This window comes from Curtobacterium sp. AC272, from assembly GCF_979258155.1.
This window is the reverse complement of sequence record NZ_OZ409838.1, coordinates 2026931-2042754: the sequence shown is the minus strand read 5'-3', so window position 1 is coordinate 2042754 and position 15824 is coordinate 2026931. Positions and strand designations below refer to the sequence as shown.

Below are 15824 nucleotides of genomic sequence, written 5' to 3'. Positions count from 1 at the left end.
TGTGAGGCGGCGCGGGCTCTCGGGGAGTGCGCTTCGGTTACGCGCTGACGACGGCCTTGTCGTCCAGGCGCTCGCCCGACTCGGTGTCGAAGGCGTGCACGTGGCCGACTTCGGCGTCACCACGATGGTGTCACCGATCGACGGGTGCGAACGGCCGTCCACGCGGGCGACGATGTCGACGCGCGTGCCCTTGACGTCGGCGTGACCGTAGAGGTAGCCGTCGGCGCCGAGTTCCTCGACCACGTCGACCGTGACCGGCAGGCCCTCGCCCGACTGCGCCACGACGACGTCCTCGGGGCGGATGCCCACGGTGATCTGGGCGGAACGCGCGTTGGAGAGCGTGTCGCGGTCGATCGCGTGGTTGAGCGTGCCGAACTTGATGCCGCCCTCGACGACGTCGGCCGGCAGCAGGTTCATCGCCGGCGAGCCGATGAAGCCCGCGACGAAGACGTTGTTCGGCTTCTCGTACAGGTCGCGCGGCGTGCCGACCTGCTGCAGGATGCCGTCCTTGAGCACCGCGATGCGGTCACCCATGGTCAGTGCCTCGGTCTGGTCGTGCGTGACGTAGACCGTGGTGACGCCGAGACGACGCTGGAGCGACGCGATCTGCGTACGGGTCTGGACGCGGAGCTTGGCGTCGAGGTTCGACAGCGGCTCGTCCATGAGGAACACCTGCGGCTGACGGACGATCGCACGGCCCATCGCGACGCGCTGACGCTGACCACCGGAGAGCGCCTTCGGCTTGCGGCCGAGGTAGTCCTCGAGGTCGAGGAGCTTGGCGGCCTCCTGCACGCGGGTGGCGCGCTCGTCCTTGCCGACACCGGCGATCTTGAGCGCGAAGCCCATGTTCTCGGCGACGGTCATGTGCGGGTACAGCGCGTAGTTCTGGAACACCATCGCGATGTCGCGGTCCTTCGGCGGGACGTCCGTGACGTCGCGGTCGCCGATGCGGATCTGACCGGAGTTGACCTCTTCGAGGCCGGCCAGCATGCGGAGCGAGGTGGACTTGCCGCAACCCGAGGGGCCGACGAGGACGAGGAACTCGCCGTCGGCGACGTCCAGGTCGAGGGAGTCGACCGCGGGACGGTTGCCTCCGGGGTAGAGACGGGTTGCCTTGTCATAGGTGACGGACGCCATGAGCGTTCGGTCCTTTCTTCACCGGCAGGTACGTGCCGGACGATCCGAGTGAAGCGGTCAGCCCGCGAGGGCCCCGGATGGTCGTCGTCGACCATCGAGGTTCATACAACACGAGTTCTCGCGGGTGCGCCAGTGTTTTCCACCTGGCCGGTCGGTTCCCAGAGCGTGGTTGGGTGGTTCCCAGAGCGGCCCACTACACTCGCCGGGTCCGTCCGCCGAGCGGGGGTAGGTCGTGCGGACGCCGATCAGGAGGACGACGCACCGATGACCAACCGCCCCGAGGGTGACGCCCGCGCCGCGCGGAACGAGCGCCGCGAAGCCGCCCGACAGCGAGCGCAGCGCCACAGGACACAGCAGAAGCGACGCCAGCGCGGAACCCGGCTCGGACTCCAGATCGGACTCGGTGTCGTCCTGCTCGCAGCGGCCGCCGTCGTCACGCTCGTCCTGGTCGACTCCGTGAAGCCGGCCGGCCCCGGGCCCTCGACCATGTCGCAGGGCGGCATCACCCTCGGCGAGGGGCTCAAGCCCGTGACCGCGTCGAGCAGTGCATCGCCGAGCGCCTCGACCACGGCCGGTGCGGGCACGGTGCGCATCACGCTGTACGTCGACTACCTCTGCCCGACCTGCGGCGAGTTCGAGCAGGCCAACGGCGACTACATCGAGAGCCTCGTCGACTCCGGGGCCGCCACCGTCGACATCCACCCCGTCGCGATCCTGTCGAACCGCTCGCAGGGCACGAAGTACTCGCTCCGCGCGGCGAACGCTGCGGCCTGCGTCGCCGAGCACTCGCCGGACCAGTTCTACGCGGTCAACAAGGCGCTCTTCGCCGAGCAGCCGGAAGAAGGCACACCCGGGCTCACCGACGCGCAGCTCACCAAGGTCGTCACCGGGGTCTCCGGCCTGCAGGACCGCCGGGCCGTCACGAGCTGCATCGCCGACCAGGACTACAGCAAGTGGGTCGACGAGCAGACCACCGCTGTGTCCGGCGGGGACATCCCCGGGTCGACACTGAGCGACTTCCCGGGCACGCCACTGGTGCTCGTCAACGGGCAGCGGTACGAGCTCACGTCGCCGATCACGAACGACGACTTCCGCACCTTCGTGGTCACCGCGGCCGGTGCCACCGAGGCGACGCCCACCCCGACCCCCACGCCGAGCGCGACGCCGTCCCGCACGCGGAGCGCCGACACCGACGCCCACGCCGACGAAGGGCTGATCGCTACAGCGACGACCCGGGGACGCTGAACGTGTCGCAGCTCGTCGCGCCCTGCTGGTAGCCGCGGACGAACCACTTCTGGCGCTGCTCACTCGAGCCGTGCGTGAACGAGTCCGGGTCGACCCGGCCGCTCGAGCGCTCCTGGATGCTGTCGTCACCCACGGCGCTCGCGGCGGACAGGGCGTCGGCGATCTCGGACCGGCTGATCGGCTCGAAGAAGGTCTCGCCGTTCGCGTCCTCGGTGTTCGCCGCGTCGCCGACCCAGGCGCCGGCGTAGCAGTCGGCCTGCAGCTCGACGCGGACACTGCCGGACGACGCCCCGGTGCCCGAACGGTCCGTGCTCGCGAAGGCACCCTGCAGCTGCTGGATGTGGTGGCCCCACTCGTGCGCGACGACGTACATCTGCGCGAGCGGCCCGCCCGACGACCCGTACTTCGACTGCAGGTCGTCGTAGAACGCGGTGTCGAGGTAGATCGCGCGGTCCGGCGGGCAGTAGAAGGGCCCGGTTGCAGCGGACGCCTGACCGCACGACGTGTCCGTCGAGCCGTCGAACAGGAAGAAGTCCGGCGCCGTGTACGAGATTCCGAGTTTCCGGGCCTCGGCCGTCCAGTAGCCGTCGAGCGACTCGGCTGCCCCTTCCATCCGGCACTCGACCTTCAGGTTGGCGTCTCGCCCGGTGCGGCACTCCGGCGCGGCGTCCACGGTCTCGCCCTGCTGCTGGATCTGCGTCGTGCCGCTGCCGCCGTCGACGAACCCGCTGAGGTCGAAGCCCGTGAACTGCGCGATCAGGAAGACGACGATCGCCGTGACGCCGACGGCACCGCCGCCGACCGCGGCCGTCCGACCCCGGCGCTTCACCCTGCCGCCCTTGAGCTGCGAATCGTCGTTGAACGTCATGCCCCCGAATGTACGGCCCACGGGACTCGCACGCCGCACGCATGCCCCGCGCGTACCGTCTGGGACGTCGGCGACCCCGACACGTGTCGTACAACCGGAAGGAACCACACCATGGCCACTCCCATCAGCACCGTGATGAGCCCCGCCCGCTACGTGCAGGGCAAGGACGCGATCACCCGCGTCGGCGAGTTCGTCGCCCCCATCGGCAAGCGCCCCCTGATCGTCGCCGACGACGTCGTGTGGGGCATCGTCGAGGCCGCGGTGACGACGAGCTTCCAGGCGGCCGACCTGCGGGTCGAGCGCGTCGGCTTCGGTCGCTTCGCCACTCCGAAGGCGGTCGACGACCTCGTCGAGCAGATCCGGTCGACCGACGCGGACGTCATCGTCGGGCTCGGCGGCGGTTCAGCGATCGACGCGGCCAAGGCCTCCGGACACCTGGCCGGCATCCGCTGGGCGAGCGTCCCGACAGCGGCGAGCACCGACGCCCCGACCTCGGCGCTCGCGGTGATCTACTCCGAGGAAGGGGAGTTCATCGAGTACCGGTTCTTCCCGCACAACCCCGACCTCGTCCTCATCGACACGAAGCTCGTCGCGAACGCTCCCGTCCAGTTCCTGGTCGCGGGCATCGGCGACGCCCTGGCCACCTGGGTCGAGGCCCGTGCCGCCAAGCGTGCGAACGCCGACACCATGGCCGGCGGGTTGCAGACCGAGACCGGTGTCGCGCTCGCCGAGCTGTCCTGGAAGCTGCTGCACGAGAACGCCCTGCAGGCCATCGAGGCCGTGAAGGCCAAGGTCGTGACGCCCGCCCTCGAGAAGGTCGTCGAGGCGAACACCCTGCTGTCGGGCCTCGGGTTCGAGTCCGGCGGACTGGCGGCAGCGCACGCGATCCACAACGGACTGACCGCCGCTCCGCAGGCGCACGGTCTGGCGCACGGGCAGAAGGTCAACATCGGCACGATCGCGCAGCTCGTGCTCGAGGGTGCACCGGCCGAGGAGATCGAGGACTTCGTCGTCTTCACCACCAAGGTCGGCCTGCCGAACACCCTGACCGAGATCGGCCTGACCGTCGACGACACGACGGAGCTCCGCGCCGTGGCCGAGGCCGCGACCGTCGAGGGCGAGACCATCCACAACATGCCGTTCCCGGTCACGCCGGAGCTCGTGGTGGACGCGCTCATCGCCGTCGAGGGCATCGCGCGGAGCATCCGCGCCGAGCACGGCCTGCCGGAGCCGGTCCTGTACCAGCACCACTGAGGGACGGCTGCGCTGCGGATCGGGGTCAGGTGCGGACCAGCGGCTCCATCGTCGCCAGGTCCGCACCGATCCCGACGTCCACCAGCTCGATCCGTCCCGCGAGGGTGGCGGCCGGCCCCGTCAGCAACCCGGCCTTCACCCCGCCGAACGTGACCGTGACGTCGGCGTGCAGGACGTGGTCGTCCGCGATCCCGCCGGTGTCGACGTCGATTCCGCTCGGCACGTCGACGGCGACGACGAACGGTGCGCGCTGGTCGCGGGCGAGTTCACGGATGGCGTCGACGACCTCGCGGGCGGGGAGCGGAGGGCCGCAGGCCCTGCACCCCGATTCCGAGGATCGCGTCGAGCACCAGGTCGGCGTCGAGTGCCGCGTCCGTCACCGCAGCCTCGGGTCCGGCAGGATCATCAAGGAGGCGCGCCCCGGCGTCCAGCGCCGCTGCCAGGCCAGCCTCGTGCACGCGTGAGCCGACGCGCAGGACCGCCACGTGCCTCCCGGCCGCCGCCAGCCGCGCGCCCGCGAACAGGGCGTCGCCACCGTTGTCGCCGCTGCCCACCAGCAGCAGGACGGACCCTGGTCCGTCGCCCGGCCGGACGGCCGGATCGTCGAGCAGGTCGCCGACGATGCGGGCCAGCCCGTCGGCCGCTCGTTGCATGAGGGGCTCACCCGCGTCGAGGTGCGGCCGCTCTGCCGCCCGGATCTGGTCACCGCCGTAGCCGTCCATGGCGACCACAGTGCCCCGCTACCCTGGAGGGGACATGTCACTCGTCCCCGAAGCGCCCCGTCCCCGCATCGTGATGTCGCCCGACGGCCTCCGGATCGCGACCTACGACTTCGGCGATCCCGACGCCCCTGCGGTCGTCGCGGTGCACGGGTTCGCCTCTGGTGCGGTGCTGAACTGGCACGCCTCCGGCTGGACCCGCGACCTCGTCCGCGCCGGGTACCGCGTGCTGGCGTTCGACCAGCGCGGGCACGGCGCGAGCGCGAAGCCGCGCGACCCCGGTGCCTACTCGATGGACCTGCTCGTCGCGGACGTCACGACCGTCATCGACACGTACCTGCTCGACGAGGTGGCGTTCCTCGGGTACTCGCTCGGCGCCCGCGTCGGCTGGCACACCGCCGAGCGGCTGCCGGACCGCATCACCCGCGCGGTGTTCGGCGGGATCCCCGACGCCGACCCGATGCGCCGCGTGCGGGTCGACCAGGCGAAGGCGTACCTGGCGGACGGCACACCGATCGAGGACCGCGTGACCAACGGCTACCTGACCATGGCGGGGAACGTCGAGGGGAACGACCTCGCGGCGCTCGTGGCGATGGTCGAGGGGATGCGGAACAGCATCGAGCCGACGCCCGACAACGCCCCCGCGCAGCCGATCCTGATGGCGGCCGGCAGCGAGGACGGCATCCGCGACAGTGCCGTGCGATTGGCGCAGGCGGCCCCGGACGCGTCGTTCTTCGAGATCCCGGGGCGCAACCACTTCAACGCGCCGACGTCGCGGGCGTTCCGCGAAGCCGCGCTGGCGTTCTTGCGTTCCTGACCGCGGCGCGTTGTCCGCCCCGCGCTGAGGGGTACTCGTGGGTCCTCGCTGTCGCCGGAGACCGCGCGTACCGTCCCCGCCATGGACTACAGACTCCTCGGCAACAGCGGGACATCGGTGTCGACGCTGACCCTCGGCACCATGACGTTCGGCAGCGAAGCCGACGAACCCACCTCCCACACCATCATCGACACGTTCGTCGCGGCCGGCGGCACCCTGATCGACACGGCCGACGTCTACTCGGGCAACGAGTCCGAGCGGATCATCGGCCGCTGGCTCGCGGCACACCCCACCGAGGCGCAGCAGGTCGTGCTCGCCACCAAGGGCCGCTTCCCGCAGGGCGACGGCCCGAACGACGTCGGCCTGTCGCGCCGGCACCTCCAGGTCGCCCTCGACGCCTCGCTCGAGCGCCTCGGCGTCGACCACATCGACCTGTACCAGATGCACGCCTGGGACGCCCTGACGCCGATCGAGGAGACGCTCCGGTTCCTCGACGACGCGGTGTCCGCCGGCAAGATCGGCTCGTACGGGTTCTCGAACTACCTCGGGTACCAGATCACGAAGGCCGTGTACGAGGCGAAGGCGCACGGGTGGGCGCCGCCGGTCACCCTGCAGCCGCAGTACAACCTGCTCGTCCGCGACATCGAGCACGAGATCGTGCCCGCCAGCCTCGACGCCGGGATCGGCCTGCTGCCCTGGTCACCCTGGCCGGCGGCTGGCTGTCCGGCAAGTACCAGCGCGACGAAGCCCCCACCGGCTCCACCCGCCTCGGCGAGAACCCGTCGCGCGGCATGGAGGCTTGGGAGGCGCGGAACGGTGACGAGCGCACCTGGGCCGTCCTCGACGCGGTGTCCGCGGTCGCCGAAGCGCACAGCGCCTCGCGGTCGCAGGTCGCCCTCGCCTGGCTGCTCGCCCGGCCGGCGGTGACGAGCGTGATCCTCGGCGCCCGGACCGTGTCCCAGCTCGAGGACAACCTCGGTGCAGCTGACCTCGTGCTGACCGACGCGGAGCTCACGCAGCTCACCGACGCCAGCGCCCCGCGCATCGACGACTACCCGTACGGCACCGCGGGCGTCGCCCAGCGAGAGCGCAAGATCACGGGCGGACGCTGAAGATCCGTGCACGTTCGTGCGGATTCGCGCTGATGTGGGGTCCGGGTGTGGACGCACGGTTCGGTGAGGTGTCATCCTCGTCGCACGACCGGCTGGTTACCGCGTCCAGCGCCCGGAACACTCCCTGATCCGTGTTCCACACGCGCCGATGCCCCGGGTGAGTGATCACCCGGGGCATCGTTCCGCCTGACGGCGGCTCTGGGGCCGGCAGCGGGACTTGAACCCGCAACCCCGTATTACAAGTACGGTGCGCTACCAATTGCGCCATGCCGGCTGACGCCGCTCATCTTACCGGTGAGGGCGTCGGGGTCTCACTCGGCCGGCTTCTCCGCGAAGTTCAGCGAGATCGAGTTCATGCAGTACCGGTCGCCGGTGGGGGTGCCGAAGCCGTCGGGGAACACGTGGCCCAGGTGCGAACCGCAGTTCGCGCAACGGACCTCGGTGCGCACCATGCCGAGCGACTTGTCGTCGATCAGCTGCACGGCGTCGGGGTTCACCGACTCGTAGAACGACGGCCAGCCGCAGCCGGAGTCGAACTTCGTGCCGCTCTTGAACAGCTCCGCGCCGCAGGCCGCACAGGTGTAGACACCGGCACGCTCCTCGTCGAGGAGCTCACCGGTCCACGGCCGTTCGGTCCCCGCCTGACGCAGGACGGCGTACTGGTCCGGGGAGAGGTCCTCGCGCCACTGGGCGTCGGACTTGTCGACGTTGTATGCCATTGTTTCCTCCTGCTTCCGGTCGGGTTCTTCCGGGCACTCCCGACCACTTCAGTAAACTCGCGACGATGTCCGAGCATTCCGTGCACCACGCCCGCTGGACCCGTCTGACGACGGACGAACTGTACGGCATCGTGGTGCTCCGGAACCGCGTCTTCGCACTCGAACAACGGGTGACGGCCGAGGACTTCGACGGCCGTGACCGCGAGCCCGAGACCGAGCACTGGTGGTTCGGTACGGACACCGGAGCGGTTGGGTACCTGCGCCTGATCCGACCGGCTGCCGACGAGGAACACCCGGCCGACGCACCGCCGCCGTCCTGGGTGATCGGCCGGGTCGCGACGCACCCCGACCACCGCGGGCAGGGCATCGCCGGTCGGCTCGTCGCCGCCGTGCTCGCGGCCCACGGGCACGAACCCGTCGTCCTGCACGCCCAGGAGTACGTCGCCGCGCTCTACGAACGCCACGGCTTCGTCCGGTTCGGGGCGCCCTACGACGAAGCCGGCATCCGGCACGTCGGCATGCACCGCCCGGGGCGCTGATGGACACCCTCGGCCGCTACGCCGCCTACGCCGACCGCATCGAGGCCGTGTCCCCGTCCTACGCCGCCTGGGCGCGGTCGCTCGACCCTGCGTTGGTCGCACTCCTCGACGAGGCCGCCGAGCAGCAGCGGCAGCCGGAACTCTTCTTCGCGGTCGCGCGGCGGCTGGGTGCGGACCCGTCGGACCCCGGTGCGCTGCGCGCGATCGGTCGGGAGGCCCGCCCCGCCCTGGTCGCAGCGCTCGCCTCCGCCACGGTGCAGGCCAACGACCCGCGGCGGCTCGGTCCCGTCGTCCCGCTGTTCGCGGCGCTCGCCGAGCGGGCCTCGCGGCCGCTCGGCCTCGTCGACGCCGGCGCGGCGGCGTCGCTGTGCGCGATCCCGGACCGGGTGACGCTCGACCACCGGACGTCGGAGTCCGGGTGCCGGCGGAACGCGCCCGGTGCTGTCGTCGCGCCCCGACTCCTCGGGGCGCGACGACCATGGCGGGGTGCGCGCCGAGCTCGTCCGGATGCACACGGCGGTCGGCGAGCCCGCGGTCCGTCTCGTCGCGGACGTCTCCGGGGTCCTTCCGGCTCCGGCGAGCAGGCCGATCCGGATCGGCGCGCGGATCGCCCTCGACCCGAACCCGATCGACCTCGCCGCACCCGGCGCGTTCGACCGGTTGGTGGAGGCCGTCCCGCCCGAGGCGACGGACCGGATCACCCTGATGCGCGAGGCGGCGCGCGCGACGCTCGCCGTGCCTCCCGTGCGGATCCGGGGCACGCTGCCGGGTGACCTCGACCGTGCACTGGACGCCCTGCCTGACGACGTGGAGCCGGTCGTGCTGACCACCGGCACCCTGGTCTACGTGCCGGGTGCCGAGCGCCAGCGGTTCGTGGACCGCGTCCGCGAACGCGGTGTGCACTGGATCGCGCTCGAACGCACCGGGATCCTGCGCGGTGTGGCGGCGACGCTGCCCGACGACGTCGACCCGGCGGATCCGGACGCCTTCGCCACGGCCTCGATGGACGGCACCGCGGTCGCCGTCTCGGACCCGTTCGGCACCCGCGTGCGCTGGTTCCGCGACCCGAACCTGTGACCGGTCTTCGCGACAGTCCAGCGCCGTGCCAGGGTCCGGATGCGCTCGGCCCCTACGATGTGCGAGACCCGTTCCCCGATACGTGATCGGAACCGCCGTGACCAGCCCCACCGACGAGCACCGCGCTGACCAGCACCGCGCTGACCAGCTCAGCGAGCTCGCGCAGCGTGTGCTGTCGTTCGAGCACGACCGGGCACGGCACGACCGCACGAAGGAAGCGGAGATCCGGGTCGAGTTCGAGATGTCGGCGGCGCGCTACTACCAGGTGCTGAACCGCGTCATCGACTCGCCCGCGGCACTCGCGTACGACCCGCAGCTCGTCACCCGGCTGCAGCGGCTCCGGCACGCGCGCACCAGCGCCCGGGCGACGCGCAGCTTCGTCGCGCCCGGTGCTGCTCCCGAAGGACGTGAAGAGGAACGATGAGCACCAGATTCCCCGTGACCGGTTCGACGACGTCGCCGACGGCCCCCGGGTCGGCGCACACCGCGGTGCCCAGCGCCGCGGCCGTGGCTGGATCGCGTTCGCCTGGGCGGCACTCGCCACCGGTGTGCTCGTCGGCATCGGCGTGCTCGCCCTCGCGCTGCTCAACGGCAGCTACTCGTTCAGCGGGTCGGACTCGCCCTCGGGATCGGCGTCGGCGACGTCGTCGGCGACCGCGAAGCCGTCCGCGTCGGCCTCCCCGTCCTCGTCGGCCGGAACCGGCGCTGGCGGCTCCGGCGCTGCCGCTGCGACACCGGCCCAGCAGGGCGACCACCGTCGTCGTCCTGAACGGCACGACCACCTCCGGCCTCGCTGCTCGGGCCAGCGCGGCGCTGACCGGTGCCGGATGGGGAGTCGCCTCGACCGGGGACGCCGGCACGACCGGGTCGACCTCGACGGTCGTGTACTACCAGCAGGCCGCACAGGCGGCGGTCGCGCAGGGCATCGCGAAGCAGCTCGGGGTCACCGCCGTGCAGCAGTCGGCGGCGTTCCCGAACGCCGACGTGAGCGTCGTGCTCGGAGCCGACTACACCGGCTGATCCGCATTCCGCGGGCGCTCTCCGCCCGCATTTGTGACGGTCGTGTTTCGGGCACGTTGATTTCTGACGGAATCGACGTGAAACAACGTCACACCTCTTGCCTGATCGGCGCGCTTCGAGCAGAGTCCCTTGCAGACGGCGAACACGTCGTTCGCACAGCAGTACCAGGGAGCAAGAGATCATGGCCAACGGAACCGTGAAGTGGTTCAACGCTGAAAAGGGCTTCGGCTTCATCACCGTCGATGGAGGAGGCCAGGACGTGTTCGTGCACTACTCGGCCATCGACATGTCGGGTTACAAGGTCCTCGAGGAGGGCCAAGCAGTGGTGTTCGACGTCGGCACCGGGTCGAAGGGCCCGCAGGCGGAGGCAGTCCGACCGGCCTGAACGCACGACACTCATCGCGAACGCGCCGTCCCGTCGAGGCGGCGCGTTCGTCGTGCGCGGCCCGCGCTGCACGACGTGCGTGGCGGGCGGTCCGCGGCGGTGGTCGGGGTGCGCTGTTGGCGGGGCGTGTCCTGGGAAGACGTGACGAGCCTCCCGATCGTGTTGCACTCGCACCGGGCGAGTGCCAGAATCGGCGTTGGCACTCGCTCACGTTGAGTGCCAGCACGACCCCACGACGTCCGGGAGGGACGAGAACTCACATGGCTAAGATCATTGCTTTCGACGAGGAGGCCCGCCGTGGCCTCGAGCGCGGCCTGAACCAGCTGGCCGACGCCGTGAAGGTGACGCTCGGCCCGCGCGGCCGCAACGTCGTCCTCGAGAAGAAGTGGGGCGCCCCACGATCACGAACGACGGTGTCTCCATCGCCAAGGAGATCGAGCTCGACGACCCGTACGAGAAGATCGGTGCGGAGCTCGTCAAGGAGGTCGCCAAGAAGACCGACGACGTCGCCGGTGACGGTACGACCACCGCGACCGTCCTCGCCCAGGCACTCGTCCGCGAGGGCCTCCGCAACGTCGCCGCAGGCGCCGACCCCGTGTCGCTCAAGCGCGGCATCGAGAAGGCCGTCTCCGCCGTCTCCGACCAGCTCCTCGCCAACGCGAAGGACATCGAGACCAAGGACCAGATCGCCGCGACCGCGTCGATCTCGGCTGCAGACCCGACCATCGGCGCGCTCATCGCCGAGGCCATCGACAAGGTCGGCAAGGAAGGCGTCGTCACCGTCGAGGAGTCGAACACCTTCGGCACCGAGCTCGAGCTGACCGAGGGCATGCGCTTCGACAAGGGCTACCTGTCGCAGTACTTCGTCACCGACCCCGAGCGTCAGGAAGCCGTCTTCGAGGACGCCTACATCCTGATCGTCAACTCGAAGATCTCGAACATCAAGGACCTCCTGCCGGTCGTCGACAAGGTGATCCAGGCGGGCAAGCAGCTCCTGATCATCGCCGAGGACGTCGACGGCGAGGCCCTGGCCACGCTCGTCGTGAACAAGATCCGCGGCATCTTCAAGTCCGTCGCCGTCAAGGCCCCGGGCTTCGGAGACCGCCGTAAGGCCATGCTGCAGGACATCGCGATCCTGACCGGTGGCCAGGTCATCTCCGAAGAGGTCGGCCTCAAGCTCGAGAACGCGACGCTCGACCTGCTCGGTCGTGCCCGCAAGGTCGTCATCACCAAGGACGAGACCACGATCGTCGAGGGTGCTGGCGACGCCGAGCAGATCGCCGGCCGTGTCCGTCAGATCCGCGCCGAGATCGACGCGACCGACTCCGACTACGACCGCGAGAAGCTCCAGGAGCGCCTCGCGAAGCTCGCCGGTGGCGTCGCCGTCATCAAGGCGGGTGCCGCGACCGAGGTCGAGCTCAAGGAGCGCAAGCACCGCATCGAGGACGCCGTCCGCAACGCGAAGGCTGCCGTCGAAGAGGGCATCGTCGCCGGTGGTGGCGTCGCCCTCATCCAGGCCGGCAAGGTCGCGCTCGACGCACTCACCCTCGAGGGTGACGAGGCGACCGGTGCGAACATCGTCCGCGTCGCGATCGACGCACCGCTCAAGCAGATCGCGCTGAACGCCGGTCTCGAGCCGGGTGTCGTGGCCGCCAAGGTCCGCGAGCTCGAAGCAGGTTGGGGCCTCAACGCCGCGACCGGCGAGTACGTCGACCTCATCGCCGCGGGCATCATCGACCCGGCCAAGGTCACGCGCTCGGCGCTGCAGAACGCTGCGTCGATCGCTGGTCTGTTCCTGACGACCGAGGTCGTCGTCGCCGACAAGCCCGAGCGCGCCGCGGCCGCTCCGGCCGGCGACCCGACGGGTGGCATGGACTTCTAAGCAGTCCTGTTCGAGGGCCCCGCACGCTGCGCGTGCGGGGCCCTTCCGCGCGGGGGGCGGGCGTCCTCCGAGGTTCCGAAATCTCGGCATCTCGGCGCCCCGTTCGTCGAGGTCTGGAACCCCGGCGGTCAACGTGCGGCATGTTGTGGAACCTCACCGATCCAGTCGGGTCGGACTGGAGGCCCATCCAGCGTCCTTCTCCGCAGTGACGTCCGAGCGTGGCCGAGGCCCGGCGTCTCGTGCGCGATGCTCCGGCCGGGGCGAGGGTATCGCGCGGCTCTGGTCGAGGAACGCCCTCGCGGATCGTTGGGACGCGGCTCCGTCCGGGGCGGCTACCCGGTCGACCTGCCCCGTCGAGGTTCCACGACTCGCCGTGTGCGGGACGCCGAGGTTCCGAACCCGGGCGCGATGTGGCGCGAGATGCCGAGATTTTGGAACCTCGGGCGAGACGAGCGGACGCGCGGACGGGCGCGCGGACGGGCGCGCGGACGGGCGCGACGGGCGGGACGGACGGACGCGCCGCGCGCGCCCGCGTCAGGCGGCGTAGTCGCGCGGCAGCAGCGGCAGCCAGACGCGGAAGGTCGCGCCGCCGCCCTCGGTGTCGAAGACCTCGACCGAGCCGTGGTGCGCCGCGACGATGCCCGACACGATGGCGAGCCCGAGGCCCGAGCCGCCGGTGTCCCGCGCGCGCGAGGTGTCGGCACGCCAGAACCGCTGGAAGATCTTGTCGCGCAGCTGCGCCGGGATCCCCTCACCGTGGTCGATGACGTCGATGTGGGCCATGCCGCGGTCGTCGTCCACCCCGACGCCGATCTCGATCGGGTCGTCGTGCTCGGTGAACCGCATGGCGTTGCCCATCAGGTTCGTGACGATCTGGCGGATCTTGTTCTCCTCCGCCAGGACGATCGGGGGACGCTGGGGCATGACGACCGTCGGCAGTGGCGTCGTCTCGTCGGTGGGGGCGGCACCGGCCTCGATGTCCATCGCCCGGGTCCGCCGAGCACGCAGCCGCGCGATCGTCTGCCGCGAGAACGCGATGGGACCCGTGGTGTTCGCCGACGTGGGCGATGCCGGGGGGACCTCGCCCGTGTCGGACAAGGAACCCGACGAGTCCGACGACCCCGACGAGAGCGAGGACGACGATGCGGGCGGGCGTACGGCCTGGGGCACGCTCTCGCCCGTCATGGCGTCCTCGACCAGGACCTGGATCTCGCGGTCCGGGTTGGAGGCCATGGTGTCGAGCGCCGAGTCGCGGGCGATCGCGACGAGGTCGACCGGGCCGAGCTCGAGCGGCTTGGACTCGTCGATGCGGGCGAGCTGGAGCAGGTCCTGCACGAGCAGGCCCATCCGCTTCGCCTCTTTCTCGATGCGTTCCATCGCCTGGGCGACGTCTTCTTCCTTGCGCAGGGCGCCCATCCGGTAGAGCTCGGCGTACCCGCGCAGGGACACCAGCGGGGTGCGGAGTTCGTGCGAGGCGTCGCCGACGAACCGGCGCATCTGGTCGATGGTGCGCTGACGGTCCTCGAACGCGGTGTCGATGCGCTCGAGCATGACGTTCAGGGAGCGGTTCAGGCGCCCGACCTCGGTGTTCGGGGTGTCGGCCTCGAGGCGCTGGTTGAAGTCCCCGGCGGCGAAGCGTGCAGCGGTGTCCTCGACGTCGCGCAACGGGTCGAACGTGGCGGTGACGAGCAGCCGCGTGAGCATGGCGCCGAGCAGGATCACCGAGATGCCGAAGCCCAGGAAGATGACGGTGAACCGGGCGATGGTCTGGTCGGTGTCGGCGCTCGACACCGCGACGAGCACGAAGCCGGTCTCGGTGGAACCGCTCGTCTGGTTCTGCAGTGACGCCGGGATGACCTGAGCACGCCACTCGTGGTTGTGCTGGCTGTCGTAGAGCGAGAAGCGCGCGCCGTTCTGCGCCGCTGCGGAGAAGTCCAGTTCGCGGATGTCCGGACGGCTCGATGCCTTCGTCTGGCAGATCTGGTCGCCGTCGGCGTCGTACGCGGCCACGTAGGCGCTCTGCGACAGCACGACCGACAGCTTGCAGTACTGCTCGCCGTCGCTGATGTTCTGACCCTCGAGCTGCTCCGTGGTGCCCTTGACGTTGTTGTCGAGCTGCGCCATCAGGTACGTCGACAGGACGGTCATCGTGCCGAGCCCGGCGACGAGCAGGCCGAGCGCGACCAGGAGCACCGTGATCCCGGTGATCTTGGTGCGCAGGGAGATCCCGTCCCACCAGCGGCTCATTCGCGTGTGCATGCTGCCCCAACGATAGACAGCGGCCGCCCGGTGAAACCGGACGGCCGCCGTGAAGAACGGACGCTACGAGGCCTTGGACGCCTTGAGCATGTACCCGAACCCGCGCTTGGTCTGGATGATCGGCTCGGCCGAGTACTGGTCGAGCTTGCGACGCAGGTACGAGATGTAGCTCTCGACGATGCCGGCGTCGCCGTTGAAGTCGTACTCCCAGACGTGGTCGAGGATCTGCGCCTTCGACAGCACGCGGTTCGGGTTGAGCATCAGGTAGCGGAGCAGCTTGAACTCGGTGGGGGAGAGCTCGATCTGCGCGTCGCCGATCGTGACCTCGTGCGTGTCCTGGTCCATGGTGAGCTCGCCGGCGCGGATGATCGCGTCTTCCTCGTCGTTCATGGTGCGACGGAGGATGGCCTTGATGCGGGCGACGATCTCGTCGAGCGAGAACGGCTTCGTGACGTAGTCGTCGCCGCCGACGGTGAGGCCGGTGATCTTGTCCTCGGTGTCGTCCTTCGCGGTGAGGAACAGGATCGGCGAGGTGTACCCGGACGACCGCAGACGCTTGGTGACGCCGAAGCCGTTCATGTCGGGGAGCATCACGTCGAGGATGATCAGGTCGGGTTCTTCCTCGAGCACGGCCGAGATCGCCTGTGCGCCGTTGCCGACGGCACGGACAGCGAACCCGGCGAAGCGCAACGAGGTCGTCAGGAGGTCGCGGATGTTCGGCTCGTCGTCGACGATCAGGATCTTGGGGCCATCGCTCATGGTCCTATCTTCTGACCGTTCCCTAGTGGTTT

At 70.2% G+C, this 15824-nt stretch carries 14 protein-coding genes, 1 tRNA gene and 4 pseudogenes; 11 read left to right on the top strand and 8 right to left on the bottom strand.

Annotated features, from left to right (window positions below; translation table 11 throughout):
* Positions 1-37: 37 nt before the first annotated feature.
* Positions 38-1137, bottom strand: a pseudogene (locus ACZZ0J_RS10395) (ABC transporter ATP-binding protein).
* Between the two features lie 264 nt (positions 1138-1401).
* On the opposite strand from ACZZ0J_RS10395, the gene ACZZ0J_RS10390 reads away from it, so the two are divergent.
* Positions 1402-2382 (top strand): DsbA family protein, encoded by a 981-nt coding sequence (locus ACZZ0J_RS10390; RefSeq protein ID WP_463436708.1) that lies wholly within the window; start codon positions 1402-1404, stop codon positions 2380-2382.
* Here ACZZ0J_RS10390 and ypfJ read toward each other — a convergent pair.
* Positions 2357-3250, bottom strand: a complete 894-nt coding sequence (gene ypfJ, locus ACZZ0J_RS10385) for a KPN_02809 family neutral zinc metallopeptidase (protein ID WP_123936857.1) — start codon at positions 3248-3250, stop codon at positions 2357-2359. The two genes, ACZZ0J_RS10390 and ypfJ, sit on opposite strands and share 26 nt — an antisense overlap.
* A gap of 111 nt (positions 3251-3361) precedes the next feature.
* Between ypfJ and ACZZ0J_RS10380 the strand changes: the two genes are divergently transcribed.
* A complete protein-coding gene (locus ACZZ0J_RS10380) occupies positions 3362-4504 on the top strand; it encodes a glycerol dehydrogenase (protein ID WP_131921918.1) in 1143 nt (380 codons plus the stop codon).
* A gap of 25 nt (positions 4505-4529) precedes the next feature.
* On the opposite strand, the gene ACZZ0J_RS10375 is transcribed toward ACZZ0J_RS10380, so the two are convergent.
* Positions 4530-4778, bottom strand: coding sequence for an NAD(P)H-hydrate epimerase (locus ACZZ0J_RS10375; protein WP_463438174.1), 249 nt, complete (start codon positions 4776-4778; stop codon positions 4530-4532).
* The gene (locus ACZZ0J_RS10370) at positions 4771-5226 is read right to left on the bottom strand and encodes an NAD(P)H-hydrate epimerase (RefSeq protein ID WP_463436705.1); all 456 of its coding nucleotides are present in this window, start codon (positions 5224-5226) and stop codon (positions 4771-4773) included. The genes ACZZ0J_RS10375 and ACZZ0J_RS10370 overlap by 8 nt, the downstream gene beginning before the upstream one ends.
* A 34-nt stretch (positions 5227-5260) precedes the next feature.
* Between ACZZ0J_RS10370 and ACZZ0J_RS10365 the strand changes: the two genes are divergently transcribed.
* Positions 5261-6040 carry an alpha/beta fold hydrolase gene (locus tag ACZZ0J_RS10365; RefSeq protein WP_111085229.1) on the top strand — a complete coding sequence of 260 codons (780 nt, stop codon included), beginning with the start codon at positions 5261-5263 and terminating at the stop codon, positions 6038-6040.
* Between the two features lie 81 nt (positions 6041-6121).
* A pseudogene (locus ACZZ0J_RS10360) lies at positions 6122-7152 on the top strand (aldo/keto reductase).
* Between the two features lie 199 nt (positions 7153-7351).
* On the opposite strand, the gene ACZZ0J_RS10355 reads toward ACZZ0J_RS10360, so the two are convergent.
* Together ACZZ0J_RS10355 and msrB are read right to left on the bottom strand one after the other, a co-directional pair.
* Positions 7352-7426 (bottom strand) — tRNA-Thr (locus ACZZ0J_RS10355).
* Positions 7427-7463: 37 nt separating this feature from the next.
* Complete coding sequence (gene msrB, locus ACZZ0J_RS10350; protein ID WP_123340893.1) at positions 7464-7871, bottom strand: peptide-methionine (R)-S-oxide reductase MsrB; 408 nt, start codon at positions 7869-7871, stop codon at positions 7464-7466.
* Positions 7872-7936: 65 nt separating this feature from the next.
* On the opposite strand from msrB, the gene ACZZ0J_RS10345 reads away from it, so the two are divergent.
* The 7 genes and pseudogenes from ACZZ0J_RS10345 (at position 7937) to groL (ending at position 12774) form a co-directional block, all read left to right on the top strand.
* Positions 7937-8410, top strand: coding sequence for a GNAT family N-acetyltransferase (locus ACZZ0J_RS10345; protein WP_194647532.1), 474 nt, complete (start codon positions 7937-7939; stop codon positions 8408-8410).
* Positions 8410-8832, top strand: a pseudogene (locus ACZZ0J_RS10340) (DUF2332 family protein); the annotation flags it as partial. The gene ACZZ0J_RS10345 and the pseudogene ACZZ0J_RS10340, both read left to right, overlap by 1 nt.
* Before the next feature lie 64 nt (positions 8833-8896).
* On the top strand, positions 8897-9487 hold the full coding sequence (locus ACZZ0J_RS10335; RefSeq protein WP_463436701.1) for a DUF2332 family protein: 591 nt from the start codon (positions 8897-8899) through the stop codon (positions 9485-9487).
* A 97-nt stretch (positions 9488-9584) separates the two neighbouring features.
* Positions 9585-9911, top strand: coding sequence for a DUF3263 domain-containing protein (locus tag ACZZ0J_RS10330; RefSeq protein ID WP_463436699.1), 327 nt, complete (start codon positions 9585-9587; stop codon positions 9909-9911).
* A complete protein-coding gene (locus ACZZ0J_RS10325) occupies positions 9908-10507 on the top strand; it encodes a LytR C-terminal domain-containing protein (protein ID WP_463436697.1) in 600 nt (199 codons plus the stop codon). Before ACZZ0J_RS10330 ends, ACZZ0J_RS10325 begins: the two co-directional genes overlap by 4 nt.
* Before the next feature lie 181 nt (positions 10508-10688).
* Entirely contained in the window at positions 10689-10892 is a 204-nt protein-coding gene (locus tag ACZZ0J_RS10320; RefSeq protein WP_111085222.1) for a cold-shock protein, read from the top strand.
* Between the two features lie 260 nt (positions 10893-11152).
* Positions 11153-12774 (top strand): annotated as a pseudogene (gene groL, locus ACZZ0J_RS10315) (chaperonin GroEL).
* A 534-nt stretch (positions 12775-13308) separates the two neighbouring features.
* Here groL and ACZZ0J_RS10310 read toward each other — a convergent pair.
* Positions 13309-15033, bottom strand: coding sequence for a sensor histidine kinase (locus ACZZ0J_RS10310; RefSeq protein ID WP_123671511.1), 1725 nt, complete (start codon positions 15031-15033; stop codon positions 13309-13311).
* Positions 15034-15096: 63 nt separating this feature from the next.
* A complete protein-coding gene (locus tag ACZZ0J_RS10305) occupies positions 15097-15792 on the bottom strand; it encodes a response regulator transcription factor (RefSeq protein WP_017888045.1) in 696 nt (231 codons plus the stop codon).
* Positions 15793-15824 lie beyond the last annotated feature (32 nt).